22 protein-coding genes, 1 tRNA gene and 2 pseudogenes are annotated in these 25,964 nt (G+C 51.7%); 19 read left to right on the top strand and 6 right to left on the bottom strand.

The genetic code is table 11. The features are described 5' to 3' along the window. Positions 1–330: 330 nt before the first annotated feature. Positions 331–603: pseudogene (locus C5523_RS27660) on the top strand (isocitrate lyase/phosphoenolpyruvate mutase family protein); the annotation flags it as partial. Positions 604–662: 59 nt separating this feature from the next. Further along, a pseudogene (locus C5523_RS08625) lies at positions 663–752 on the top strand (MGMT family protein); the annotation flags it as partial. Positions 753–796: 44 nt separating this feature from the next. Here the strand turns inward: C5523_RS08625 and C5523_RS08620 are convergent. Next, entirely contained in the window at positions 797–1,051 is a 255-nt protein-coding gene (locus tag C5523_RS08620; protein WP_108700942.1) for a YkgJ family cysteine cluster protein, read from the bottom strand. 145 nt (positions 1,052–1,196) lie between these two features. On the opposite strand from C5523_RS08620, the gene yeiP reads away from it, so the two are divergent. Continuing rightward, a complete protein-coding gene (yeiP, locus tag C5523_RS08615; RefSeq protein WP_039079953.1) occupies positions 1,197–1,769 on the top strand; it encodes an elongation factor P-like protein YeiP in 573 nt (190 codons plus the stop codon). Between the two features lie 69 nt (positions 1,770–1,838). Here the strand turns inward: yeiP and uxuA are convergent, their stop codons facing one another. After that, entirely contained in the window at positions 1,839–3,029 is a 1,191-nt protein-coding gene (gene uxuA / locus C5523_RS08610) for a mannonate dehydratase (RefSeq protein WP_108700941.1), read from the bottom strand. A 203-nt stretch (positions 3,030–3,232) separates the two neighbouring features. On the opposite strand from uxuA, the gene C5523_RS08605 reads away from it, so the two are divergent. The 9 genes from C5523_RS08605 to yejF all read left to right on the top strand — a co-directional run bounded on the left by C5523_RS08605 (position 3,233) and on the right by yejF (position 14,907). After that, positions 3,233–4,699 (top strand): mannitol dehydrogenase family protein, encoded by a 1,467-nt coding sequence (locus C5523_RS08605; RefSeq protein ID WP_108700940.1) that lies wholly within the window; start codon positions 3,233–3,235, stop codon positions 4,697–4,699. Between the two features lie 115 nt (positions 4,700–4,814). After that, the gene (locus C5523_RS08600; RefSeq protein WP_108702303.1) at positions 4,815–5,792 is read left to right on the top strand and encodes a GTP-binding protein; all 978 of its coding nucleotides are present in this window, start codon (positions 4,815–4,817) and stop codon (positions 5,790–5,792) included. A 42-nt stretch (positions 5,793–5,834) separates the two neighbouring features. Beyond that, positions 5,835–6,527 (top strand): phosphatase PAP2 family protein, encoded by a 693-nt coding sequence (locus tag C5523_RS08595; protein WP_039079950.1) that lies wholly within the window; start codon positions 5,835–5,837, stop codon positions 6,525–6,527. Positions 6,528–6,961: 434 nt separating this feature from the next. After that, positions 6,962–7,525, top strand: coding sequence for a bifunctional murein DD-endopeptidase/murein LD-carboxypeptidase (gene mepS, locus C5523_RS08585; RefSeq protein ID WP_039079949.1), 564 nt, complete (start codon positions 6,962–6,964; stop codon positions 7,523–7,525). 195 nt (positions 7,526–7,720) lie between these two features. Next, the gene (locus tag C5523_RS08580; protein WP_108700939.1) at positions 7,721–9,277 is read left to right on the top strand and encodes a cyclic di-GMP phosphodiesterase; all 1,557 of its coding nucleotides are present in this window, start codon (positions 7,721–7,723) and stop codon (positions 9,275–9,277) included. Between the two features lie 95 nt (positions 9,278–9,372). Continuing rightward, on the top strand, positions 9,373–11,181 hold the full coding sequence (locus C5523_RS08575) for an extracellular solute-binding protein (protein WP_071195675.1): 1,809 nt from the start codon (positions 9,373–9,375) through the stop codon (positions 11,179–11,181). Positions 11,182–11,190: 9 nt separating this feature from the next. After that, positions 11,191–12,291, top strand: a complete 1,101-nt coding sequence (locus C5523_RS08570; protein ID WP_039079946.1) for a microcin C ABC transporter permease YejB — start codon at positions 11,191–11,193, stop codon at positions 12,289–12,291. Further along, entirely contained in the window at positions 12,291–13,316 is a 1,026-nt protein-coding gene (locus C5523_RS08565) for a microcin C ABC transporter permease (RefSeq protein WP_039079945.1), read from the top strand. The genes C5523_RS08570 and C5523_RS08565 overlap by 1 nt, the downstream gene beginning before the upstream one ends. Before the next feature lies 1 nt (position 13,317). Further along, complete coding sequence (gene yejF / locus C5523_RS08560) at positions 13,318–14,907, top strand: microcin C ABC transporter ATP-binding protein YejF (protein WP_108700938.1); 1,590 nt, start codon at positions 13,318–13,320, stop codon at positions 14,905–14,907. A 3-nt stretch (positions 14,908–14,910) separates the two neighbouring features. Here the strand turns inward: yejF and C5523_RS08555 are convergent, their stop codons facing one another. The 3 genes from C5523_RS08555 to rsuA all read right to left on the bottom strand — a co-directional run bounded on the left by C5523_RS08555 (position 14,911) and on the right by rsuA (position 17,509). Next, entirely contained in the window at positions 14,911–15,255 is a 345-nt protein-coding gene (locus tag C5523_RS08555) for a YejG family protein (protein ID WP_039079943.1), read from the bottom strand. Positions 15,256–15,591: 336 nt separating this feature from the next. Then, positions 15,592–16,785 carry a Bcr/CflA family multidrug efflux MFS transporter gene (locus C5523_RS08550; RefSeq protein WP_071195672.1) on the bottom strand — a complete coding sequence of 398 codons (1,194 nt, stop codon included), beginning with the start codon at positions 16,783–16,785 and terminating at the stop codon, positions 15,592–15,594. A gap of 16 nt (positions 16,786–16,801) precedes the next feature. Beyond that, positions 16,802–17,509, bottom strand: coding sequence for a 16S rRNA pseudouridine(516) synthase RsuA (gene rsuA, locus C5523_RS08545; protein ID WP_039079941.1), 708 nt, complete (start codon positions 17,507–17,509; stop codon positions 16,802–16,804). A 154-nt stretch (positions 17,510–17,663) separates the two neighbouring features. On the opposite strand from rsuA, the gene C5523_RS08540 reads away from it, so the two are divergent. Both C5523_RS08540 and rplY read left to right on the top strand, forming a co-directional pair. Further along, the gene (locus C5523_RS08540) at positions 17,664–19,424 is read left to right on the top strand and encodes a DEAD/DEAH box helicase (protein WP_108700937.1); all 1,761 of its coding nucleotides are present in this window, start codon (positions 17,664–17,666) and stop codon (positions 19,422–19,424) included. 127 nt (positions 19,425–19,551) lie between these two features. Then, positions 19,552–19,836, top strand: coding sequence for a 50S ribosomal protein L25 (gene rplY, locus C5523_RS08535; RefSeq protein ID WP_039079939.1), 285 nt, complete (start codon positions 19,552–19,554; stop codon positions 19,834–19,836). A gap of 265 nt (positions 19,837–20,101) precedes the next feature. Here the strand turns inward: rplY and yejK are convergent, their stop codons facing one another. Then, on the bottom strand, positions 20,102–21,106 hold the full coding sequence (gene yejK / locus C5523_RS08530; protein ID WP_039079938.1) for a nucleoid-associated protein YejK: 1,005 nt from the start codon (positions 21,104–21,106) through the stop codon (positions 20,102–20,104). Positions 21,107–21,238: 132 nt separating this feature from the next. Here yejK and C5523_RS08525 point away from each other — a divergent pair, with 132 nt between their 5' ends. From C5523_RS08525 to iraP, 5 genes are all read left to right on the top strand, one after another. Next, positions 21,239–21,466, top strand: a complete 228-nt coding sequence (locus tag C5523_RS08525; RefSeq protein ID WP_039079937.1) for a YejL family protein — start codon at positions 21,239–21,241, stop codon at positions 21,464–21,466. An 18-nt stretch (positions 21,467–21,484) separates the two neighbouring features. After that, on the top strand, positions 21,485–23,245 hold the full coding sequence (yejM, locus tag C5523_RS08520) for an LPS biosynthesis-modulating metalloenzyme YejM (protein WP_108700936.1): 1,761 nt from the start codon (positions 21,485–21,487) through the stop codon (positions 23,243–23,245). A gap of 76 nt (positions 23,246–23,321) precedes the next feature. After that, a tRNA-Pro gene (locus C5523_RS08515) sits at positions 23,322–23,398 on the top strand. Between the two features lie 552 nt (positions 23,399–23,950). Next, entirely contained in the window at positions 23,951–25,066 is a 1,116-nt protein-coding gene (locus tag C5523_RS08510; protein ID WP_108700935.1) for an acyltransferase, read from the top strand. Positions 25,067–25,609: 543 nt separating this feature from the next. Continuing rightward, positions 25,610–25,957, top strand: a complete 348-nt coding sequence (gene iraP, locus C5523_RS08505; RefSeq protein WP_039079935.1) for an anti-adapter protein IraP — start codon at positions 25,610–25,612, stop codon at positions 25,955–25,957. The last annotated feature ends 7 nt before the right edge of the window (positions 25,958–25,964 follow it).

Below are 25,964 nucleotides of genomic sequence, written 5' to 3'. Positions count from 1 at the left end.
TTTGATTGCAAAATTACGATCTACTGCACATTTCACTCCCTGGCATCCCATTTTTGCTGAACAAAGCTGACCGTCTTTTTAGGTCACATTCAGCACCCATCAGCACAGCAGTATCGTTGAAATGTTGTTCCGTTTTTGTGAGCAAAAAAGAGAGGGGGAAAAATACCTGTCCGTTTTTCGGTTGTTGCCCGTCACGCCTTATCGGTACCGATAAGCGGCCATTCAACAGAGGATTGTGATGATGAATTTTGCCCTTTTACACCGACAAGACGGCCCGTTACTGATAGCAAATGTCTGGCCAGAACCGCACAGGCCGCGGGTTACCAGGCAATGGGCACCTCCAGTGCCGTCATTGCCGCGATGTATGGCTATGACGATGGCGACGGCATCACCTTTGCAGTACTCCACCACCTGCTCGTCCGTTTACGGGCTTGCTGCCCTCTGCCGCTGACCGTTGATATGGAGTATGGCTATGGTGAAAGTCATGGGCAGATTATCGACAACCTGCTCGCGCTGGCTGAACTCGGTGTCGCAGGCATTGACCTGGAAGACAGCCGCGTTCAGCAAGGAAAGCGGGTGTTGCAGGATTCTGCTGAATTTGCATCACTACTGAACGCCATCCGCCAGCGCCTTGCTGACGAACAACACCATCTGTTCATTATCGTATTGCGATTGTCATCCCCTGCCACCGGATCCCCGGCAAGGACGGTGCAATGACCGGCTACGGCGGCGGTATTGTGCGCAAGAAATGATTAATAGAGCATGAAGCGAAATATCAGTACAGCGCGCAGTCGCCTTAAGGTGTGGTCGCGGCTTCCAGATTAATCAGGAAAGTCATGGCCGCCTTTCGATCGCTGAAACACATGCCAGCGCTCGGTTGCAGGCTGGCGCAGACCGCTGGACGTCGCGGGGAGCCGAAAATTTTACACGTGTTGTCATCCGCCAGTTGGATACAACGCGTGTTGGCCGGCTTGCCCTGTGGCATACCGGGGATAGGACTTGAAATCGAAGGGGCGATACAGCACGCTCCGCAATCCGTACGGCATTCCATAATCACGACTCTCTGTTGGGCTGGCCGCCAAACTACCTGTTTTCCCCGTCAAACGCAAAACTCAGCGATTCCACTTGCCTGTAAAGGCCCTCGCGGGTACTTTGTCGCGATATTTTCGTTATTTTTAATTTACAGGATCCCACTGATGCCAAGAGCGAACGAAATCAAGAAAGGTATGGTGCTGAACTACAACGGCAAACTGCTGATTGTAAAGAATATTGATATTCAGTCACCGAGCGCCCGCGGCGCCGCAACCCTCTATAAAATGCGTTTCTCCGATGTGCGCACCGGCCTGAAAGTCGAAGAACGTTTCAAAGGTGACGATATCGTCGATACCGTGACCCTGACCCGCCGTTTCGTTGACTTCTCCTATGTTGATGGCAACGAATACGTGTTTATGGATAAAGAAGATTACACGCCGTACACCTTCACAAAAGAGCAGATCGAAGAAGAACTGCTGTTTATCCCGGAAGGCGGGATGCCGGATATGCAGGTGCTGACCTGGGATGGCCAACTGCTGGCGCTGGAATTGCCGCAGACCGTTGATCTGGAAATTGTTGAAACCGCACCGGGCATCAAAGGCGCGTCAGCCAGTTCACGTACCAAACCGGCAACCATGAGCACGGGTCTGGTGATTCAGGTTCCGGAATACCTGACCACCGGCGAGAAAATCCGCATTCATATTGAAGAAAGCCGTTATATGGGCCGTGCGGACTAAGCCAGCCAGTAAAAGTAAAAAAGGACAGTGAAAACTGTCCTTTTTTTATTTCAGAGCGAAGCTAGCGGATTACAACAGGTCGCGGAACAGCATTTTCTTAAGCGCCAGTTCCACGCCACGCACTTCCGCCATCCCTTTCAGACGACCAATCGCCGAATAGCCTGGGTTGGTTTTCTTACGCAGGTCATCGAGCATCTGATGACCGTGATCCGGACGGAACGGAATCGGGCGCAGGTCGCCGGCTTTCTTGCGGCGTTGCTCTTCACTCAGGATCGCCGCCACAACCGAAACCATATCCACATCGCCCTGCAGGTGCGCAGCTTCATGGAACGTTTTCGGGTTATCTTCACGGCAGGTAGAACGCAGGTGCGTGAAGTGAATACGGTCGCCGAACGTCTCAATCATGTTCACCAGATCGTTATCGGCGCGTACACCATAGGAACCCGTGCACATGGTGAAACCGTTATTGATGCTGTCGACCGCGTTTTTCAGCCAGTGCATGTCCTCAATGGTCGAGACAATACGCGGCAGGCCAAGGATGGGACGCGGCGGATCGTCCGGGTGCACCGCCAGACGCACGCCGACTTCTTCAGCCACGGCAACAATCGCGCGCAGGAAATAAGCCATATTTTCGCGCAACTGATCTTTGTTGATGCCATCGTATTCCGCCAGACGGGCACGGAACTGATCCAGCGTGTACCCCTCTTCCGCACCCGGCAGACCAGCGATAATATTGCGCGTCAGTTTTTCAATTTCCGCTGCGCTCATCGCTTCAAAATAGGCCTGCGCCTGCTGCTGTTCTTCTTCGGTGTAATCAGCCTGCGCGCCGTCGCGTTTGAGGATATAAAGTTCAAACGCAGCAAAAGCAATCTGATCAAAACGCAGCGCTTTGGAGCCGTCCGGCAGTTCGTATTCCAGATCGGTACGCGTCCAGTCGAGGATCGGCATAAAGTTGTAGCACACGGTATCGATGCCACAGGCTGCCAGATTGCGGATGCTTTGCTGATAGTTAGCAATCCAGGTGTCATACTGTCCACTGTGCGTTTTGATATCTTCATGCACAGGAATACTTTCCACCACCGACCAGGTCAGCCCTTTTTCAGCCAGCAATGCCTGACGCTGTTTGATTTCTTCTACCGGCCAGACCTGACCGTTGGGAATATGGTGCAGTGCCGTCACAACACCTGTTGCGCCAGCCTGACGCACATCATCTAATGAAACCGGATCGTTCGGTCCGTACCAACGCCAGGTTTGTTCCATCGCCTCATCCTCAAAGTTGTTATACCAATACCGCAAAGCCTATGACGACTACCATACATGTTTAACGGAGAGGGTCAAACGCCGCCGCAAGAATGATTGATCCAGCTCACATTACCCGGATATTTCAGGCACACCAATTCAATTTGCTGTCATATAACTTTACACTGCATATTGTTAATTAATGGTTAAACAGGTGTATTTCAATGCAAACAATTGCCTCCGTAACGCTGCCAGAAACGGTGCAGTTACCTCAATATGATCGCCGTTCATTGCGTTCGCGCATTGTTCACTTCGGTTTTGGCGCCTTTCACCGCGCGCATCAGGCACTATTGACTGACCGTGTGCTGAACGCGCTGGGGGGCGACTGGGGCATATGCGAGATTAGCCTGTTCAGCGGCGACCAGCTTATGGCGCAGTTGCGCGCGCAGGATCATCTGTACACCGTGCTGGAGAAAGGGGCTGAAGGGAATAAAGCCTACGTTGTTGGCGCGGTTAACGAATGTCTGAATGCCAAACTGGACTCACTGGCGGCCATTATTGAAAAATTTTGCGAACCGCAGGTAGCCATTGTTTCCCTGACCATCACCGAGAAAGGCTATTGCATCGACCCGGCAACCGGCAAACTGGACCTCACTCAACCGCGCATTGCCCATGATCTGCAGGAGCCTGGCGAACCGCATTCCGCACCAGGCATTCTGGTTGAAGCGCTCGCCCGTCGACGTGAGCGCGGCCTGCCCGCCTTTACGGTGCTGTCTTGCGACAATATTCCGGATAATGGTCACATCGTGAAAAACGCGGTACTGGGTATGGCGCAGACCCGTTCCTCCGAGCTGTCGCAGTGGATTGACACGCATGTCAGTTTCCCCTCTACCATGGTGGACCGTATCGTGCCGGCCGCTACTGACGAATCCCTGGCGGAAATTGCCGCTGAATTGGGGGTTGCCGATCCCTGTGCCATCAGTTGCGAGCCTTATATTCAGTGGGTCATTGAAGACAACTTTGTTGCCGGTCGTCCGCAATGGGAAGTGGCAGGGGTGCAACTGGTACAAGACGTTCGCCCGTGGGAACAGATGAAGCTGCGTATGCTGAACGGTAGCCATTCGTTCCTCGCGTACCTGGGGTATCTGGCCGGGTTTGCCCATATCAGCGATTGTATGCAGGATGAGGTTTTTCGCCGTGCCGCACATCAGTTGATGCTAGGTGAACAGGCCCCTACGCTTGCTATTACCGGCGTGGACCTCAACGAATATGCAGACAATCTGATTGCCCGTTTTTCTAACCCGGCGCTTAAACATCGCACCTGGCAGATAGCGATGGACGGTAGCCAGAAACTGCCGCAGCGTATGCTGGATAGCGTTCGCGTGCATTTACAGCGTGAAAGCCACTGGCCGTTGCTGGCACTCGGCGTGGCAGGCTGGATGCGCTATGTCAGCGGAACGGATGACGCAGGCGAGGCCATTGATGTGCGCGATCCTCTGGTCGATAAGTTACGGGCTATCGTCGAGACCAGCAGTGAAAGGGAGCGCGTTGGGGCGTTGCTGGCGCTCAGTGAAATCTTCGGTACTGATTTACCCACCGACCCGCGTTTTGTGAATGCCATCGACAGTGCATGGCAACAGTTGCGCACGCAAGGGGCGCACCAGGCGGTGCGTAATGCCCTGCAGATTTAACATTTTCTGCCATTAAAAGGGGCGGAAAGTGCTTTCTCCGCTCCTGCCCTTCTCTTTTTTGCCAATTTTCGCCAGGATTGTCGCACTTATTATTGTGCGTAATGCTGGAGTAAACGTGACGAAAACAAATCTGATTACTGGCTTTCTTGGCAGCGGGAAGACGACGTCCATTCTCCATATGCTGGCAAATAAAGACCCCAACGAAAAATGGGCCGTTCTGGTCAATGAATTTGGCGAAGTGGGCATTGATGGCGCGTTACTGGCGGACAGCGGGGCCTTATTAAAAGAGATCCCCGGCGGATGCATGTGCTGCGTGAACGGCCTGCCAATGCAGGTTGGCCTTAATACGCTATTACGTCAGGGTAAACCCGATCGTTTACTGATTGAGCCTACCGGCCTGGGCCATCCAAAACAGATTCTCGATATGCTCACTGCCCCGGTCTATGAACCCTGGATCGATTTGCGCGCGACCTTGTGCCTTATCGACCCACGTCAGTTGCTGGACGAAAAAGTGACGGGTAATGAAAACTTCCGCGACCAGCTTGCGGCGGCTGACATCATTGTCGCTAATAAAGAAGACCGCGCCAGCGTCGAGAGCCAACAGGCACTGGAAGTATGGTGGCAGCAACATGGCGGCGACCGTCTGCGTATCAACGCCACACAGGGAAATATTCCCGTGTCGCTGCTGGATAACCCACGCCGCAATCTGCGCGCACTTCCCACCAGTGCCGAACATCATCACCACACCGGCGAAAGAAAAGGACTAGCGGCGTTAAGCTTGCCTGAACATCAACGCTGGCGACGCAGCCTGAATAGTGGCCAGGGTCATCATGCGTGCGGTTGGATTTTTGACGCAGATACGCAGTTTGACACCATTGGTTTACTTGAGTGGGCGCGCCTTGCGCCAGTCGAACGCGTCAAGGGTGTAATGCGTATTCCCGAAGGGCTGGTGCGTATTAATCGCCAGGGGCTGGATCTGCATATTGAGACGCAAAATGTCGCGCCGCCGGACAGCCGTATTGAATTAATTACCGCCTCCGAAGCGGACTGGAATGCCTTGCAGGCCAGTTTGTTGAAGCTTCGTTTAAGTTAAGGACACTACTGTTTTGCCCGTATTGTTCAAAAATGGATAAAGATGAAGACTCGTTTACCGCTTATTTTTTTGCTTAATGTCGCTGGTTTTGCGCTGTTCCTGTCCTGGTATTTACCGGTTAATCATGGATTCTGGTTTCCGCTGGACGCGGCAATTTTCCACTTCTTCAATAACGGCCTCGTTGAGAACCGTGCCTTCCTGTGGCTGGTCGCGCTGACCAACAACCGCGCCTTTGACGCCTGCTCGCTCATTGCCATGGGTTGCCTGATGCTGTCGTTCTGGTTGCGTGAAGACAGCGCCGGACGTCGCCGGATCGTCATTATTGGCCTGACTATGTTGCTGTTTGCGGTGGCTATTAATCAGCTCGCGCAATTGCTTATTCCCGTTAAACGCGAAAGTCCGACACTCTTTTTTAGCGGCATTCATCGGGTCAGTGAATTACTGGATTTCCCGACCAAGGATGCCTCCAAAGACAGTTTCCCGGGCGATCATGGCATGATGTTGCTTATTTTTTCCTCTATCATGCTGCGTTATTTCGGTAAAAAAGCGTTCGCCATTGCCCTGATTATTTTTGTGGTTTTCGCATTCCCACGCGTGATGATTGGCGCCCACTGGTTTACCGATATTGCTGTTGGCTCTCTTTCTGTGGTGCTGATTGGCCTGCCGTGGTGTCTGATGACACCACTTAGCGACAAAATAATTAGCCTGTTTAATCGTTACCTACCGGGAAAATAAACAACTTTTATACAATTTAATTACATGGATGTACGCTAATCATCAGGGATCGTTTTCGATCCCTGATGCAAATTTGTCAAAACTTCGCCTTTTCTGTCATCCCCCTGTCATAACAATCACTATTCAAATTAGCGATTTGCATGATTCTTAACCTAAATTGCCGCTTTTTTAGCCATTCCTGATAATTAACTTTCTGTATCATAATTTCTTATAAAAAATCGCAGAAAAGCGCTCGCAATGCCCGTAGTGATAGGGTAATCTCGGGTCTGCTTTGAGCTAATGAGCAATTATTCTCATAACAAATAAATTTGTGCGTTCATCCACAGATTTGACCACGGGTAATTGTCTCATTGCATACAGCTAATTACTCTCGCTGCGTTGGCATTTTTTATAACGATATTTATCGTTAAGGACTTCAAGGGAAAATAATTAACATGGTCAAATCTCAGCCGATTTTGAGATATATCTTGCGGGCGATTCCCGCGGTAGCAGTGGCGGTTCTGTTATCAGCTTGTTCAACAAATACCGCGAAAAACATGCATTCTGAGACGCATGCTGTGGGCGAAGATATCTCTTCACTGCAAGCCTCTCAGGATGAATTTGAAAATATGGTGCGTAATCTGGATGTGAAAAATCGCATCCTCGATCAATATGCTGACTGGAAAGGTGTACGTTACCGCTTAGGCGGCGACACCAAGAAAGGTATTGATTGTTCCGGCTTCGTCCAGCGCACTTTCCGTGAGCAGTTTGGTTTAGAATTACCGCGTTCAACCTACGAACAGCAGGAAATGGGTAAGTCGGTATCACGCACCAGTTTGCGTACCGGTGACCTGGTGTTGTTCAGAGCAGGGTCAACGGGTCGCCATGTAGGCATCTACATTGGCAATAACCAGTTTGTCCATGCTTCGACAAGTAGTGGTGTGGTGATTTCCAGTATGGATGAACCTTACTGGAAGAAGCGCTACAACGAAGCGCGCCGCATATTGTCCCGCAGCTAACGCATGTTTTCGCCGGTTATCCCTTGGCTGGCGCGAAACGATAAAAGAACACTGCTTCGGCGGTGTTTTTTTATACCTATTTTTCTTGCCTGTTTATATGTCTCATTAACACTTTCCAGGCTATATTCCAGGAAATCAAATAGAGCAATCGCCTGGCTTTTTTTCGCTCAAACTCGCCAGATATGGATATAAGTGATGTTGACCCGCAACTTTTCCGCCAGCCGGAAAATTCTTCTGTTTAGCCTTCTGGTCGGTCTCTTCGCGGCTATTGCCGTTAGCGGGATTCATTTTTTAGTTGTTCAGAAGAAACATGAGCAAAAGATGAATGCCGTACTCGCGGGCATGCAGCACTGGCTCACAGACTATTTTAGCGATATCAAAACCACCGCTGAGACGCTCCAGCCGCTAACGCTCAATGAGTGCGTTGATGTCGCCAGTGAGCTGACCTCGCGCGCCGCTTTTAGCACCAATGTTCGCGCATTTTTATTAGTCAAAAACGATAACGCATTTTGTTCTTCCGCTACGGGCGTGATGCACGTACCGATGAAGGATCTCCTGCCGGAAATTGATCTGCACAAAGACTTTGATATGGTCATTTTGCACGGCACGCCAATGTTGCCGGACAAACCTGCGATTGCAATGTGGTTCCGCAGCCCCTTGCTTGATGACCGTGGCGTTTTCGTATCTCTCAATGTCAACCTCACCCCTTTCCTGCTGTATACCTCACAGCAACAAGAACTGACTGGTATTGCACTCGGGATCGGCCACAACGCGATCTCCACTTTTTCGACGGGTCTTGTTGATCTACGTACCCTGAAAGCCACACCGTTTCGCACAGCGCATCTTGCTGGCTTTCCGCTGACCATTAATCTTTATACCGAAACCTGGGAACCCGAAGACGTACAGCTTGCCCTGTTGTTTGGCGGCATGGTGGGCACGCTTGCGGGTTTACTGACGGCCTGGTATCTCTATATCCGAATGCGTCCAGGCAAAGAGATCCTTACCGCCATTAAACAGAATCAGTTTTATGTGGTGTACCAGCCAGTGATTGATGCCAGTGAATTACGGGTGCGCGGTGTCGAGGTGCTGATGCGCTGGAAGCACCCCACTGCCGGCGAGATCCCACCAGATGCGTTTATCCAGTATGCCGAGGCGCAACAGCTAATCGTGCCGCTGACGCTGCACCTGTTTAAGCTTATTGCCCACGATGCGCCAGTCTTGCAAACACTGCTGCCACACGGGGCCAAACTGGGTATTAATATCTCGCCCGGCCATTTGCATGTTGAAAGTTTTGCCAGGGATATTCGCCAGTTTACCCATTCCCTTCCGGCCGACTATTTCCGCCTGGTGCTGGAAATCACCGAGCGGGATATGTTGCGCCAGAATGAGGCGGTGAAATTATTCCAGTGGCTGCGTGATGAAGGTTATGAAATTGCCATTGATGATTTCGGCACCGGTCACAGCGCACTTATCTATCTTGAACGTTTCACCGTTGATTATCTTAAAATTGATCGTGGCTTTGTGAATGCCATTGGTACTGAAACCGTCACGTCACCGGTGCTTGATGCAGTGCTGACGCTGGCGAAACGTCTGAATATGGCCACCGTGGCAGAAGGCGTCGAAACACCAGAGCAGGCTCGCTGGCTACGGGAACATGGCGTTAATTTTATGCAGGGTTACTATTTCAGCCGCCCAATGACACTTGAGCAATTCACAATGTGGCATCCCCCGCAGTTTTCATCACGACTTTAGGCCGTTAACTATTTCACAACGGGCGCCCCCTCCCTTATTATTCAATGAGAAAACGTTGGTGCGCCCGGAGCGCCACAGGTAAAGGATCCCGCCCGATGAAGTTTGTGCGCCTGTTTATTTTGAGTTTGCTGCTGGTAGGCACCGTTAGCCATGCGCAAACCATTAAAGAGAATTACGCGTTTGCCGTTATCGGCGAGCCCAAATATGCCATCAATTTCTCACATTTTGACTATGTGAATCCCGCTGCGCCTAAAGGCGGCAATATTACGCTTTCCTATATCGGTACGTTCGATAGCTTCAACCGCTTTGCACTGCGCGGTAACGCCGCCGTGCGCACCGAGTCGCTCTATGACAGCCTGTTTACCACCTCTGATGATGAACCGGGCAGCTACTATCCGCTGATTGCTGAGGTGGCCCGCTACGCCGATGATTATTCATGGGTCGAGGTCTCGATCAATCCGCGCGCCACCTTCCACGACGGCTCACCTATTCGGGCCAGCGATGTGGCATTCACCTTCCATAAATTCATGACCGAAGGGGTGCCGCAGTTCCGCCTGATCTATAAAGGCACCACGGTAAAAGCGATCTCCCCGTTAACCGTGCGTATCGAACTGGGTGAACCGGGCAAAGAGAACATGCTTAGCCTCTTCTCACTGCCGGTTATGCCTGAGAAATTCTGGAAAGATCATAAACTCAGCGACCCGCTATCGTCCCCTCCCCTCGGGAGCGGCCCTTATCGCATCACCAGTTGGCGGATGGGACAGTACGTGACCTACTCGCGCGTGAAGGACTACTGGGGGGCGACACTGCCGGTCAATCGCGGGCGCTGGAATTTCGACAGTATTCGCTATGACTATTACCTGGACGACAATGTCGCCTTTGAGGCCTTTAAAGCTGGCGCGTTCGATATGCGCACCGAGGGCAGTGCAAAAAACTGGGCGACGCGCTATATCGGCAGCAATTTTGACCGTGGCTATATCATTAAAGATGAGCAGCCAAACACCTCCGCGCAGGATACCCGTTGGCTGGCATTCAATATCCAGCGACCAGTGTTTACCGACCGTCGGGTACGTGAAGCTGTCTCGCTGGCTTTTGATTTTGAGTGGATGAACAAGGCGCTGTTTTATAACGCCTACAGCCGCACCAACAGCTATTTCCAGAACACGGAATATGCCGCACGCAATTATCCGGATGCCGCGGAGCTGACGCTACTGGCGCCGATGAAAGCCGACCTGCCGCCGGAGGTTTTCACCTCTATTTATACTCCACCCGTCTCCAAAGGCGACGGCTATGACCGGGAGAACCTGCTGAAAGCGAGTGAGCTACTCAAGCAGGCAGGCTGGGAAATGAAAGACCAGAAGCTGGTGAACTCCCAGACCGGTAAACCGTTCGTTTTCGAGATGCTGCTGCCTTCTGGTGGGAACAACCAGTGGGTGTTGCCGTTTCAGCACAACCTGGCGCGGCTGGGTATTACGATGGAAGTCCGCCAGGTCGATAACTCGCAGATAACCAATCGTCTGCGCACCCGCGATTACGACATGATGCCGCGCGTGTGGCGGGCAATGCCGTGGCCCAGTTCCGATCTGCAAATCTCCTGGAGTTCGCAATACATCGATTCAACCTATAACTCCCCCGGCGTGAAAAGCCCGATACTGGATAAACTGATCGCGCAAATTATCCAGGCGCAGGGAGATAAGCAAAAACTGCTGCCGCTGGGGCGGGCGCTCGACCGGGTGCTGACCTGGAATTACTACATGTTGCCTATGTGGTATATGGCAGCCGATCAGGTGGCCTACTGGGACAAGTTCTCGATGCCAGGCATTCGCCCCGTCTATTCACTCGGTTTCGACACCTGGTGGTATGACGTGAACAAAGCGGCAAAACTGCCCGCAGACAGACGCTAAGGAGACAGGATGGGCGCCTATTTTATTCGACGCTTATTGCTGATCATTCCCACCTTGTGGGCGATTATCACCATTAACTTTTTCATCGTACAGATTGCCCCGGGAGGGCCGGTCGATCAGGCCATTGCGGCGATTGAGTTCGGTAACCAGAGTGGTTTACCGGGAACGACGGTCGAAGGTGGCGGTGCCACACACGCCCGAACCGGTGTCGGTAGCGCTACCAGTAATGACAGCCACTATCGTGGCGGGCGTGGGCTTGATCCGGAAGTGATTGCTGAAATCACCAAACGCTACGGCTTCGACAAACCGATTCATGAGCGTTATTTCAAAATGCTCTGGGACTATGTCCGTTTCGACTTCGGCAATAGCCTGTTTCGCAGCGCCTCAGTGCTACAACTGATCAAAGAGAGCCTGCCGGTTTCCGTCACGCTTGGGCTATGGGGGACGCTGATTATCTATCTTGTGTCGATTCCCCTGGGGATCCGCAAAGCGGTCTATAACGGCAGCCGGTTCGACGTCTGGAGCAGCGCTTTTATTATTATCGGCTACGCGATCCCCGCATTTCTGTTCGCTATTTTGCTGATCGTCTTTTTTGCGGGCGGCAGCTACTACGATATCTTCCCGCTGCGTGGGCTGGTTTCGTCGAACTTCGATACCCTGCCCTGGTACGCTAAGGTAACCGACTACCTGTGGCACATCACCCTGCCCGTGCTGGCAACCGTCATTGGCGGCTTTGCGGCCCTGACCATGCTGACGAAAAACTCCTTTATGGATGAGATCAGAAAGCAGTATGTGGTGACCGCGCGCGCAAAAGGCGTCAGCGAAGGCAATATTATGCGCAAGCATGTGTTTCGTAACGCGATGTTACTGGTGATCGCAGGCTTTCCTGCCACCTTTATCAGCATGTTTTTTACCGGCTCACTGCTCATTGAAGTGATCTTCTCGCTTAATGGGCTGGGGCTGCTGGGCTACGAGGCCACCGTCTCGCGCGATTATCCGGTGATGTTTGGCACGCTTTATATTTTCACGCTTATCGGCCTGTTGCTGAATATTCTCAGCGACATGACTTATACGCTGGTCGACCCGCGCATCGATTTCGAGGGACGCTGATGTTTAAATTAAGCTACGTCAACCAGACTCGCTGGGCGCGTTTTCGCCATAATCGCCGCGGTTTTTGGTCGCTGTGGATTTTTCTGCTGATTTTTTTATTCAGCCTGTTTGCCGAACTGATCGCCAACGATAAACCGCTGCTGGTGCGTTACCAGGGTCACTGGTACGCGCCGGTGATTTTCAACTATAGCGAGAGCGAATTTGGCGGTCCGTTTGCCACGCCTGCGGATTATCAGGATCCCTGGCTGCAGCAGCAAATCGCTCAGCATGGCTGGATGATTCATGCCCCGATCCGCTTTGGCGCGCGCAGTATCAACTACTCCACCACTCAGCCTTTCCCCTCGCCGCCCTCAAAGCAGAACTGGTTAGGTACCGATGCCAACGGCGGGGATGTGCTGGCGCGTATTCTCTACGGGACGCGTATCTCATTGCTGTTTGGCTTAATGTTGACGCTCTGCTCCTGCGTTATCGGCGTGCTCGCAGGCGCACTACAGGGCTATTACGGCGGGAAAATCGATCTGTGGGGCCAGCGCTTTATTGAGGTCTGGTCAGGCATGCCAACGCTGTTCCTGATTATTCTGCTCTCCAGCGTCGTACAGCCTGGATTCTGGTGGTTGCTGGCCATTACGGTACTGTTCGGCTGGATGAGTCTGGTGGGCGTGGTGCGCGCTGAGTTTCTGCGCACGCGAAATTTCGACTACATCCGTGCGGCGCAGGCGCTGGGGGTGAACGACCGCAGCATTATGCTGCGTCATATGCTGCCCAATGCGATGGTCGCCACGCTGACCTTCCTGCCGTTTATTTTATGCAGCTCGATTTCCACCCTGACCTCGCTGGATTTCCTCGGCTTCGGTTTGCCACTGGGTTCACCGTCGCTTGGCGAATTATTACTGCAAGGGAAGAATAATCTGCAGGCGCCCTGGCTGGGTATCGCGGCGTTTTTATCTGTGGCGGTCTTACTGTCACTGTTAATTTTTATTGGTGAAGCGGTGCGCGACGCCTTCGATCCCAACAAGGCGGTATAAGATGACCCCTCCCCTGTTACGCATTGATTCCCTGTCTATCGCTTTTCGTCAGCAGGAGACACAACGCACGGTGGTGGATTCGCTTTCGCTGCAAATTGAGGCGGGCGAAACACTGGCGCTGGTCGGCGAATCCGGCTCGGGTAAAAGCGTGAGCGCATTGTCGATCCTTCGCCTGCTCCCCACGCCACCCGCTGTCTATCCGCAGGGCGATATCCTCTTTCATGGCGAAAGCCTGCTGCATGCCAGCGAGAAAACCTTGCGCCAGGTGCGCGGCAATAAAATTGCGATGATTTTTCAGGAACCGATGGTGTCGCTCAATCCACTGCATAGCGTGGAAAAGCAGCTCTACGAGGTCTTATCGCTCCACCGGGGGATGCGCCGGGAGGCCGCCCGCGCCGAGATCCTGACCTGTCTTGACCGGGTGGGTATCCGCAATGCCCGTCAGCGTCTGGGGGATTTCCCCCACCAGCTTTCTGGCGGCGAACGCCAGCGCGTGATGATTGCCATGGCGCTGCTCACTCGTCCGGAATTATTGATTGCGGACGAACCCACCACCGCGCTGGATGTGACGGTGCAGGCGCAAATCCTGACGCTGCTGCGCGAACTGCGTCAGGAGCTGAACATGGGGCTTCTGTTTATCACGCACAACCTGAGTATTGTGCGCAAACTGGCAGATAACGTTGCCGTGATGCAAAACGGTCTGTGCGTCGAGCAGAACAGCGCCAGCGCCCTGTTTGCCGCGCCAACGCACCCTTATACCCAGCGCCTGTTGAACAGCGAGCCCGCAGGAGACCCGGTTCCTCTGGCCCCGGAGACACCGCCACTGCTGCGCGTCGAAAATCTCGGCGTCAGTTTTCCGATCCGCAAAGGTATCTTTAAACGCGTGGTGGGCGAAAACCGGGTGGTCAATAACATCAGCTTCACCCTGCGCGCAGGGGAAACGCTGGGGCTGGTTGGGGAGTCTGGCTCCGGGAAGAGTACCACCGGGCTGGCGCTGCTGCGCCTGATTGCCTCGCAGGGCACCATTACCTTTGGCGATAGCCCCCTTCACGCATGGAATCGCAAACAGATGCTACCGGTGCGCCACCGCATCCAGGTGGTATTTCAGGATCCGAACTCTTCGCTGAATCCACGACTGAACGTGCAGCAGATTATCGAAGAGGGATTACTGGTGCATCAGCCGACGTTGACGCGCGAAGCGCGGGAGGCAGAGGTCATCAGAGTTATGAACGAGGTTGGTCTGGATCCGGAAACCCGCCGACGTTTCCCGGGTGAGTTTTCTGGCGGTCAGCGCCAGCGTATTGCCATTGCCCGGGCACTGATACTGAAACCGGAGCTGATCATACTGGATGAACCCACCTCCTCTCTTGATCGCACAGTACAGGCGCAGATCCTCGCCTTACTGAAATCGCTCCAGCAGACGCACCATCTGGCTTATATTTTTATCAGTCATGATTTGCAGGTGGTACGCGCGTTATGCCATCAGGTGATTGTGCTGAAACAGGGAGAGGTGGTTGAGCAGGGAGAGTGTCACCGCGTGTTTAGCGCGCCGCAGCAGGACTACACGCGTCAGCTTTTATCATTAAGCTGACGCTCAGAAAGGGTTCTGAGTGGTGAAGGGTTCAGCGATCGCGACGCCAAAGTTTTTCAGGCGGCAGGTCGCTGCAAACTCATCCTGACAGTTCACGAACAGACAAGGTTCACCTTCGCATTCCACAACGGAACAATCTACTGCGATGTCACTCAGTGCCTGACTCAGCTTGTGCATAACCGGCCAGGCGCTATCGCCATCCGGACTCAATAACTTCAGCGCCACAAGACTCCCTTCCGCGTCATCGTCATTTTGCGGAATCGGTTCAACCCTGGCGCCTGCAAAACCGTCAAGCCAGCGATAGCTCTGGGGTAAACGGTGGATGATGGAGAGTTGTAATGTATTCACTTTCTGTCCCCGGAAGTACCAATTACTTCACAAATATTTCACATTAATATTAACACATTATTGACAAACCGTCTCGTCAGCGACACATAAAACGTAAGACACCGCGATCTGTGCGGGTTAACGGTTCATTTATCAGGTTTTTATTGATGAACCCCGGCCCTTTTTTCGGCTATATGTACCCGTTTATGAGATCTAACTCAACTTATTTTACTACAAGGATGTGACTTTTTACACAAACGGATTTTACATAAAATAAACAAACACGTCCGAATGTATGTCAGGTTTGGTTGATGTGCATCAAAAAAGGGAGCATTTCTGCCCCCTTCTGTTGAAAGGTTACGCCTGTTTTTTGCCGCGACTGGCGTAGAGATAGAAGAGAATGGAACTGGTTGCGCAAAAGGTGATGGACCAAATCATTGGCCATGCGGAGTTGAACGCCGACATAGAAAGCAGCGTGCCGACAATTGCGCCAATACCAAAGCGGAACGTACCGGCCAGCGAGGAGGCGGTGCCTGCCATATGGGGAAACTCATCAAGAATAACCGCCATCGCGTTCGACGACACCAGCGAAACACAGCCGACAAAGGCGGCCACGCCCACCACCAGTGACCAGAAACCTACGCCAAGCAGTGCCGTGATAACCATCCATAGCGCCATCACAAACTGAACCCACAGCCCACCACGGAACATCTTTAATGCGCCCACACGGCGGACGAAACGTCCATTGATGATGGTCATCAGGAACAGGAACACAATATTTAGCGCGAAGTAGTAGCCAAAATCCTGTGGCGAAACATGGTTGATTTCAATATAGACAAACGGCCCGGCGCTCAGAAAAGAGAACATTCCGGCAAAGCTAAAGCCGCTTGCCAGCATATAGCTGAGCACGCGTTTATGACGAAACAGAGAGGCAAAATTGCCGACGGTCGTGCGCAGATGGAACGGCTGCCGACGTTCTGGCGGAAGCGTTTCACGTATAAAGAACGCAATCATCACCGAAACCAGCAAGCCCGCTACCGCCAGGATCCAGAAGATCATATGCCAGCTAAACCAAACCAGCACCGCGCCGCCGATCATCGGGGCAAGCAACGGCGCAATGGTGGTCACCAGCATGACAAACGACATCATCCGCGAAAACTCTTCGCGCGGATAAATATCGCGCATCAGGGCATTAATCACCACGCTGGCTGCGGCTGCCGCGAGACCATGAAAGAAGCGCATGGTAATCAGTTGATCGATACTCTGTGCCAGCGCGCAGGCCACGGCCGCCGCGGCGAAAATCAGCGTACCGCCAAGGATAACCGGCTTACGCCCGATGCTGTCCGCCATAGGGCCATAAAGCAGTTGCCCCAACGCAAAGCCCAGAATGTAGGTGCTTAACGTCATTTGCGCGCTGCCCGCCGGTACGCCAAACTGCCCGGCAATTACCGGGAGCGCGGGCAGATACATATCAATAGATAACGGCATCAACATGGCCAGCAGGCCAAGAATAATCACAATGCTCAGTGATGAGTGTGGCCTGTTGGTCACGAAAAGCTCCTCTACGTTAACGCGCAGGCAAACCGACGCTGGCAATCTCTTCTTCTGTCAGTGCGCGGTACTCTCCCGGCGCCAGATCGTCGTCGAGGGTAATCGCGCCGATACGTTCACGATGCAGACCGACAACGTGGTTGCCCACGGCGGCAAACATACGTTTTACCTGATGATAGCGCCCCTCGCTGATAGTTAAGCGTACCTGCGTCGGCGTGATCACCTCGAGCTGAGCCGGTTGGGTCAGGTCTTTCTCATTATGTAACTGGACACCTTTGGCAAAGCGTTCCGCAGTGTCTTGCGCCACTGGCGATTCCAGGTCGACCAGATAGGTTTTCTCGCAGTGATGGCGCGGTGAGGTAATACGGTGCGACCACTGCCCATCGTCGGTCATCAGGACCAGCCCGGTAGTATCGATATCCAGGCGCCCCGCAGCATGGAGTTTGTGCGCTACAGGCTCATCCAGAAAATAGAGTACCGTCGGATGGTCGGGATCGTCCGTTGAGCAAACATAGCCCTGCGGTTTATTGAGCATGAAATAGCGAGGGCCGGTTTGTTGAACCAGCGCGTTGCCCTCATACTCCACCTCGTGTTGCGGGAGCAATTTGAACGCGGCATCTCTGACAATTTCGCCGTCTACGGTAATGTGGCTGGCGCGGATTTGACGTCCGGCAATAGCACGGCTTACGCCGAGTTGCTGAGCGATAAACTTATCAAGTCGCATGAAGTTGTTTTGCCTGTATGGTGCTGGAAGCAGGACTTTCGTCCTTAAGAAGACTCAGGTGATTTACGCCTGTCAGTATAGCGGTCATTCTACGCCGCTCAAGGGAAAGATTCGTGGCATACTTGTGACATGATGTTGTCACACCATGAAGAGCATGACTTTTACCTTACGCCCTTATCAACGCGAAGCGGTAGACGCTACCCTCGCCCACTTTCGCCATCACGATGAACCTGCGGTGATTGTCCTGCCTACAGGCGCAGGCAAAAGCCTGGTCATTGCCGAACTGGCAAGGGTGGCGCGTGGGCGCGTACTGGTGCTCGCGCACGTTAAAGAACTGGTCGCGCAAAACCATGCGAAATACCTCGCTCTGGGTCTGGAGGCGGATATCTACGCTGCGGGCCTCAAGAGTAAACAGAGTGAGGGCAAAGTGGTTTTCGGCAGCGTACAGTCCGTTGCCCGTAACCTTGACCATTTTCAGGGTGAGTTTTCACTGCTGATTGTCGATGAGTGCCACCGCATCAGCGACGATGGCGAAAGCCAATACCAGCAAATTTTACAGCACTTGCGCAAAGTGAATCCCCGCGTACGTTTGCTTGGACTCACCGCGACCCCTTTTCGTCTCGGGAAAGGCTGGATCTACCGTTTTCATTATCACGGTATGGTCCGGGGCGATGAAAAAGCGCTGTTCCGCGACTGCATTTATGAGTTGCCGCTGCGTTACATGATCAAGCATGGCTATCTGACACCACCGGAACGGCTGGATATGCCCGTGGTGCAGTACGATTTCAGCCGCCTGCAGGCGCAGAGTAATGGCCTGTTCAGCGAAGCGGATCTGAACCGTGAACTGAAAAAACAGCAGCGCGTCACGCCGCACATCATCAGCCAGATTGTTGAGTTCTCAGAAAGCCGCAAAGGCGTGATGATTTTTGCCGCGACCGTAGAACATGCCCATGAAATTACCGGGCTGTTGCCTGCGGGCGAAGCAGCACTGATTACCGGCGAAACGCCAGGTCCACAGCGTGATGAGTTGATTGAGGCGTTTAAAGCGCAACGCTTTCGCTACCTGGTGAACGTGTCGGTGCTCACGACTGGCTTTGACGCGCCGCATGTGGATTTGATTGCCATCCTGCGCCCGACGGAATCCGTCAGCCTGTATCAGCAAATCGTCGGGCGCGGCCTGCGGCTGTTTCCCGGCAAGACCGATTGTCTCATCCTCGACTACGCCGGAAATCCGCACGATCTTTACGCGCCGGAAGTCGGTGCGCCGAAAGGAAAAAGCGATAACGTACCTGTGCAGGTGTTTTGCCCGGCCTGCGGCTTTGCCAATACCTTTTGGGGGAAAACCACGGCAGATGGCACCTTAATCGAACATTTTGGCCGCCGCTGTCAGGGCTGGTTTGAGGACGATGACGGCCAGCGGGAACAGTGTGACTATCGTTTCCGTTTTAAAAATTGCCCCCAGTGTAATGCGGAAAACGACATTGCTGCCCGTCGTTGCCGGACCTGCGACACCATTCTGGTCGATCCGGACGATATGCTTAAAGCGGCGCTGAAACTCAAAGACGCGCTGGTCCTTCGCTGTAGCGGAATGGACTTACAGCACGGCGCGGATGACAAAGGCGAGTGGTTAAAAATTACCTACTACGATGAAGATGGCGCAGATGTCAGCGAACGCTACCGCCTGCATACCCCTGCTCAGCGTACCGCTTTTGAGCAGCTCTTTATCCGCCCGCACACCCGTACGCCCGGCGTGCCATTACGCTGGATTGTCGCCGCCGATATCCTCGCCCGGCAGGCGCTGTTACGCCACCCTGATTTTGTCGTGGCGCGCAAAAAAGGCCAGTACTGGCAGGTGCGGGAAAAGGTGTTTGATTATGAAGGGCGCTTTCGCCGCGCCAACGAGCTACGCGGCTAAGCCATAGCGGTCCGACTTGTAACAGAGGGGGGATATGGGTATAATCCGCCCGCTTTTGCATCCGCAAAGCAGATCACTTGCCTGTTGCTGGGTCGCCTGTAGCAGGAACTATTTAAGAGAAATTGACATGTTTACTATCAACGCAGAAGTACGTAAAGAGCAGGGTAAGGGTGCGAGCCGCCGCCTGCGCGCAGCTAACAAATTCCCGGCTATCGTTTACGGTGGGAAAGAAGCTCCGGTTGCTATCGAACTGGACCACGACCAGCTGTGGAACATCCAGTCTAAAGCTGAATTCTATGATGAAGTTCAGACTCTGGTTATCGATGGCAAAGAAGTAAAAGTGAAAGTTCAGGCTGTACAGCGTCACGCTTACAAACCGAAACTGTCTCACATCGACTTCGTTCGCGCGTAATCGCTGACAAGTTGAAAAAACCCCGCTCTGCGGGGTTTTTTTATGTCTCATCAAACTCGATACGGCCTCCCCGTTCGCGGCAAAATGCGTATCGGGATGATTTGCCCCTCACTCAAGGCATCAAGCACCTTTTCGGTGCTCATCAGATCCGTACCCTGCCTGGTCTGGCCATCAAACTGTAAAGTCGAACCAGCCCTTGAGGCCCGTCGCAGCAATGCAACATCGACGGGGAATTTCTGGCGTATTCCTTTATGCCACAGTGCGGTCAGTTGCCACCGGTTCTGCGTTGCAGTTGATCGCGCAGATTCGGCGGTGTGCCCTTAATGGTCAACGTATCCGTGGCCGGATCCCAAAAAATACGCTCGCCCAACAGCAAGGCATCAAAGTTAATGGTTAACCCGCCGCCGCTACCCGCATATTTAGTTAACTGGCGCAATGTACTGCGATCCGCCGGAAAGCTCTCTTCCAGCTCATAGCCCTGCCCGGCGGTAAACTCTTCAAAGCTCACTTCGCTCACGCCCGCCAGCTCTTTTGACAGTGACGCCAGTTCAATCTCTTCGCCTGCCTGCAACTGTTCATTACAGTAGGTGTAGACCTGCTGGCGAACATCCTGGCGCTCTGATTTATCGAGCTGCGCCTGGGCGGTAAAGTCATCCACCGCCTGCAACAATCCGCGGTTCTGCGCTTTGGCGTTTAATCCTTCGGTTGCACCGAGGAAATCCATGAAAAAGTCAGAGACCTTGCGCCCAACGCGCCCTCTGAGGAAGGTTAAATAACGCGTCGATTCCGGGTTAGTTTCCCACTCGGTTAAATCCACACGCGCCACGATATCCGCATGGTTAATGTCGAGATAATGCGTCGCGCTGATGTCCAGTTGCTCATTAACACGCATACTGCTTAAGTTATTGAGCACCGCGACCAGCAGGTATTCCACTGCCAGATAGCGATAGTGGCAGAACAGCACAATGCCGCCGTCCGCAAAGGGATATTTTGCCAGTTCATCACGTAAGCGCCCCGTTGCCGCACGGCTGAACGCGAGAAAATCTTCCTCGCCCTGACGCTGGAGGCGTAATGCCTGCGCCAGTTCGCTGTCGTCGTTAAACAGGCCGTAGGCTTTACTTTTCGCGCTGTAAACCCGGTGTAACTCGGCGACCATCTCCTCAACGGGAGCAGTCGGTTCCAGCAAAGATTCGCGCAACACCAGCTCAAGGTTTTGCTCATCGCGTTTGATAAGCTGGTGCAGGGCAATCTGGTTGATGTCCAGACTCATGATAAACTCTCCTTTTAGACCGGGCGGTATTCAACCACCACGCAAGCAACTGTGCAACTGCTGATAAAAAAGCAGAAAAAAAGCTGTTGCTACGGTAATATGTTGCCCTTTATGAATAACTGATTTCGATTTATGCCACAAATTTCCCGCTATAGTGATGAACACGTTGAACAACTGCTAAGTGAGCTGGCCAACGTGCTGGAAAAACACAAGTCTCCGACCGACCTTTCCCTGATGGTTCTGGGGAACATGGTGACGAACTTGATCAATACCAGCATCGCCCCTGCTCAACGCCAGGCCATCGCAAAATCTTTCGCCCAGGCATTGCAGTCGTCCGTTAATGACGATAAAGCGCATTAAGGTAAACAGCGACAAGTTATGGTGACTCATCGTCAGCCCTACCGTGAAAAAGTCTCCCAGATGGTAAGCTGGGGGCACTGGTTCGCCCTGTTCAATATTTTATTGTCCATTGTGGTCGGTAGTCGCTACCTGTTTGTCGCCGACTGGCCGACAACGCTTGCCGGGCGGATTTACTCTTACCTGAGCGTGGTCGGTCATTTCAGCTTTCTGGTGTTCGCCAACTACCTGCTGATTTTATTCCCCCTCACCTTTGTGGTGATGTCCCAACGCCTGATGCGGTCTCTGTCCGTTATTCTGGCGACCACGGGCATGACGCTGTTACTTATCGACAGCGAAGTTTTTACCCGTTTTCACCTGCATCTCAATCCCATCGTCTGGGAACTGGTGATCAACCCCGATCAGAATGAGACGGCGCGTGACTGGCAGCTCATGTTTATCGGTGTGCCGGTTATCCTGCTCATTGAGATGCTGTTCGCCACCTGGAGCTGGCAAAAACTTCGCAGTCTGAGCCGGCGGCGGCGCTTTGCAAAACCCGTGGCAGGGTTCTTTTTCGTAGCCTTTATTGCCACCCACGTTATGTATATCTGGGCGGACGCCAACTTCTATCGCCCTATCACCATGCAGCGGGCGAACCTGCCTCTCTCCTACCCGATGACGGCACGCCGCTTCCTGGAGAAACATGGCCTGCTGGATGCGCAGGATTATCAGCGTCGCCTGATTGAACAGGGTAGCCCGGAAGCCGTTTCGGTACAGTATCCATTGAGCGATCTGCGCTATCTGGATATGGGGCCCGGGCAAAACGTTCTGCTGATTACCGTTGATGGCCTGAATTATTCAGGTTACGAAAAACAGATGCCGGCACTTGCCGCCTTTGCGCAACAGAACGTGACCTTCACGCAGCACATGAGTTCTGGCAACACGGCGGACAGCGGCTATTTTGGCCTGTTTTACGGTATTTCGCCGAGCTATATGGACGGGGTACTGTCGGCACGCGTGCCTGCTGCACTGATCTCTGCGCTCAATCAGCAAGGTTATCAGTTAGGTTTGTTCTCTTCTGACGGGTTCAGTAGCGCGTTGTATCGTCAGGCACTGCTTTCGGATTTCTCGCTGCCTGCAGCAAAAACGCAGACAGACGCGCAGACCGCCGATCAATGGATTGACTGGCTGGGTCATTATGCTCAAGACGATAACCGCTGGTTCTCCTGGGTGGCGTTGAACGGCACCAACCAGCCAGACAGCAATCAGCAGAATTTTGCCCGTCGCTATGGTCGCGCCGTTACCGATGTCGATACGCAGATCAACCGTTTACTGGATGCACTGCGCGAATCGGGCAAGCTGGATGATACGGTTGTGATCATCACCGCGGGTCACGGCATGCCTGCCGATCGGTCAGCCACTGACTTTGCCTGGTCGCGCGATAATCTGCATGTGCCGCTGGTGATTCACTGGCCGGGCACACCTGCACAGCGCATCAACAAGCTGACCGATCATAAAGACGTGATGACGACGCTGATGCAGCGCCTGTTACATGTCAGTACGCCAGCAAACGAGTATTCGCAGGGCCAGGATCTGTTTAACGCAACGCGACGCCATACCTGGGTCACCGCAGCAAGCGGCGATGCGCTGGCGATTACGACGCCACAGATGACGCTGGTGCTCAATCAGAACGGCAGCTATCAGACCTGGAATCCGCAGGGTGAAAAGGTTCAGGATCAGAAACCGCAATTGAGTTTGCTGCTACAGGTCCTGACAGATGAAAAACGGTTTATCGCTAACTGATTGATTATTTATGAATCAGTTAGCTCTGCCCTCACTTGCAATCAGCGGTGAAAAGGGTACTATTACCGCCACAAATCGGCACGTAGCGCAGCCTGGTAGCGCACTGTCATGGGGTGTCAGGGGTCGGAGGTTCAAATCCTCTCGTGCCGACCAAATTTCCCTAAAAAAACCAACCTTTTACGGTTGGTTTTTTTTATTTCTGAAATTTGGTGATAATAAAACAATTGGTTAAAAACCAGGCCATTGATACCAGCCAACCACTTTATTATGAAGGAGTGCCCCATCAGTTTCGCGAATTACGGGTTGCTAACATAAAGTTCAAATCAAGTCCGCTGACGAATGAGATGATTACGACTCAACGTAACTGCTGGTAACTCTTCTGCAGACCCCTCGTTTTCTGCGCTCCCGTTCAGAGGCACAAAGATAAATGGTGTTTCCACCTACCAACATATATAGAAGATGATGTATGTCATTTTTACAGCAAAACTCACAGGCAGAAGCACTTGCTTCGGCCTCGAGGAAGATACTGATAATCTGTTCGTCGGAAAAGGCTTCTTCATGGGTATAACTTCAGATTGCTGATGAACATTTTTTTAACAATGCGGTATGTTAATAATTGAGAGTAAGTCAGGCATAAGTGTCGACGGAAACATGCTGCTAATGTTAAAGTTAATTTAGAATGTAGCTAAATCGGAACAATAGTTAATGAATCCACAAAAAAATAATCTAACAACCTCTGTTGCTCCTGGTGGAAGGAATTTACACCTTGATGGCATTAGGGGTATCGCTGCTGTATCTGTAGCGCTATTGCATTTTTTTAGATCTTTTGATAACCAGTTCATCTCCTATGAAAAACCGATAAACCATTCTCTTCTAAGTTCAATGTGGAATGGTCATTTTGCTGTAGCTTTATTTTTTGTTTTAAGTGGTTATATATTCTTTAAGAAATTTTATTTATCTTCATTTATAAAAGGAGTAAACGCTTCCGTAAAGCGCTTTTTAAGATTAAGTATCCCTATTATGTGCGTATGTCTTTTTGCATATTTAATTCACAGATTTGGTCTTTTCTATAACGCAGAAGCATCTGTTGCAACTCACTCAGATTGGCTTGCCAGGTGGTATACATTTCAGCCAGACCTCAAACTTGCTATTATTGAATCTATCTGGACAGACTTCGTATCTTTTGATCCAACTCTCACATATAACTCCAATTTATGGACGATATCGTATGAGTTATTCGCAGTAATTATTGTTATTGCTTTTGCAATTGGATGTAAGTTCATTAACTTTTATGCTCAAGTTTTTTCCTTAGCAGTGCTATTGTTTTTTTCCTACAATACACACTACTTTGAATTTATGCTTGGAGCAGCGCTTGGCTTGATTATAAGCAAGCACCGCAACCTTCCTTTGTTGGTAAGTATCACTTTTCTTATTCTAGCCTTATCAATGGCAGCGTTAACTCTTCCACCAATTCTTATGCCATTTTCAATCAACACCGCGTATCCCATTGCTGCATTTTTATTATTAGCTAGTGTATCGATGAACAATTTCGTTGCTAAGATTTTTTCAAACCCCGTTTTTATAAAACTTGGCGATATTTCTTTTGGTTTATACCTGATACACTTCTTAACTATCAATAGCATTGCTTCATTTGTTTTCCTTAAAACAGGTTCCCTATCCATAACATTCTTCTTATATATTACATCTACTCTTATACTTTCTTATATGTTTGCTTCTTTTGTCGATCATCCATGGACACATCTTCTGGATCGATTGTTCAGAAAGCAGAGTTCTACTTTCTCGATGAGCAACGTAAGTTAAAAACAAATAATAGCTTAATGCCTATAACCCTATGACATTGTTCTGAGGGGGTATAGGCATCGTAGTTTTTGGGTGAAACAAAATTTTCAGTACCTGTGTCAGACGATGCTTGTAATTTTCTATTTCAGGCAAGGCATAAGGCATAAGGCATAAAAAAAAATTTTTAATTAAAAATTAAAAGGTTAACTCATAAAAGCGTTCCCTCTCGTGCCGACCAAATATTTCACCGGTAAGCTTTTACGCGATCGGTTACCCCTTAAGAACCCGCAATCTCTCTGAGTTTGCGGGTTTTTTAATGCCCGCAATACTCTCACGTCTTTAGCGTGCTCTCCCCTTATCGATGAAAAACAGTGCGGATAACGCGTTTGTGATCAGATGCCAGAGTGGTTTTCGCCTGATTCCTGATACAGATCTTTTCACATCTGTGCCCGGCCCAGCATTTTTCAACGCGTGAAATATCCTAAGCTCATTTAGGCTTACATAACGCCATGCTTACTTCTTGTAGATAGCCAAGACTCATGCGGATCAAAGGCAGGGAATCACATGAAAAACGTCATTATCAGTATGATCGCAAAGATTTCAAAGATGGATGCGGAGGCGAAACAGCTGACTGCTCGCGTAGAGGCACAGTCACTGTTACTTAGCGCCCTGGTGCTGACGCTGGGGAAAAACGGCGGCGTCCGCGAGATTATTGAAAACGTAAAGAAAGCCATCAACACGGCGGTGGATGTCTCCGACACGCCGCTTAAATCCGACGCCGAAATGCTGCTCAGTGAATTTACCGATCTGCTTTCCGTCACCCAGTTGCTGGATGACGCTGAATCAGAAATTGATTTCGAAACACTGAACGATCTTTTATCGAATACCGACGATAACCCCGAGCAGAAATGAGTACCGA

Origin of the sequence: Phytobacter sp. SCO41 (genome assembly GCF_003073275.1) — a bacterium.
Classification (GTDB): domain Bacteria; phylum Pseudomonadota; class Gammaproteobacteria; order Enterobacterales; family Enterobacteriaceae; genus Phytobacter; species Phytobacter diazotrophicus.
This window is presented reverse-complemented; position numbering and strand designations above follow the sequence as displayed.

Coding starts and splice junctions, on each gene's coding strand:
- C5523_RS08580 (WP_108700939.1), top strand. CDS start 7,721: ATGTTGACCCGCAACTTTTCCGCCAGCCGGAAAATTCTTCTGTTTAGC.
- mepS (WP_039079949.1), top strand. CDS start 6,962: ATGGTCAAATCTCAGCCGATTTTGAGATATATCTTGCGGGCGATTCCC.
- yejM (WP_108700936.1), top strand. CDS start 21,485: ATGGTGACTCATCGTCAGCCCTACCGTGAAAAAGTCTCCCAGATGGTA.
- rplY (WP_039079939.1), top strand. CDS start 19,552: ATGTTTACTATCAACGCAGAAGTACGTAAAGAGCAGGGTAAGGGTGCG.
- yejK (WP_039079938.1), bottom strand. CDS start 21,106: ATGAGTCTGGACATCAACCAGATTGCCCTGCACCAGCTTATCAAACGC.
- C5523_RS08595 (WP_039079950.1), top strand. CDS start 5,835: ATGAAGACTCGTTTACCGCTTATTTTTTTGCTTAATGTCGCTGGTTTT.
- C5523_RS08575 (WP_071195675.1), top strand. CDS start 9,373: ATGAAGTTTGTGCGCCTGTTTATTTTGAGTTTGCTGCTGGTAGGCACC.
- C5523_RS08510 (WP_108700935.1), top strand. CDS start 23,951: ATGAATCCACAAAAAAATAATCTAACAACCTCTGTTGCTCCTGGTGGA.
- yejF (WP_108700938.1), top strand. CDS start 13,318: ATGACCCCTCCCCTGTTACGCATTGATTCCCTGTCTATCGCTTTTCGT.
- iraP (WP_039079935.1), top strand. CDS start 25,610: ATGAAAAACGTCATTATCAGTATGATCGCAAAGATTTCAAAGATGGAT.
- uxuA (WP_108700941.1), bottom strand. CDS start 3,029: ATGGAACAAACCTGGCGTTGGTACGGACCGAACGATCCGGTTTCATTA.
- yeiP (WP_039079953.1), top strand. CDS start 1,197: ATGCCAAGAGCGAACGAAATCAAGAAAGGTATGGTGCTGAACTACAAC.
- C5523_RS08540 (WP_108700937.1), top strand. CDS start 17,664: ATGACTTTTACCTTACGCCCTTATCAACGCGAAGCGGTAGACGCTACC.
- C5523_RS08565 (WP_039079945.1), top strand. CDS start 12,291: ATGTTTAAATTAAGCTACGTCAACCAGACTCGCTGGGCGCGTTTTCGC.
- C5523_RS08605 (WP_108700940.1), top strand. CDS start 3,233: ATGCAAACAATTGCCTCCGTAACGCTGCCAGAAACGGTGCAGTTACCT.
- C5523_RS08525 (WP_039079937.1), top strand. CDS start 21,239: ATGCCACAAATTTCCCGCTATAGTGATGAACACGTTGAACAACTGCTA.
- C5523_RS08570 (WP_039079946.1), top strand. CDS start 11,191: ATGGGCGCCTATTTTATTCGACGCTTATTGCTGATCATTCCCACCTTG.
- rsuA (WP_039079941.1), bottom strand. CDS start 17,509: ATGCGACTTGATAAGTTTATCGCTCAGCAACTCGGCGTAAGCCGTGCT.
- C5523_RS08620 (WP_108700942.1), bottom strand. CDS start 1,051: ATGGAATGCCGTACGGATTGCGGAGCGTGCTGTATCGCCCCTTCGATT.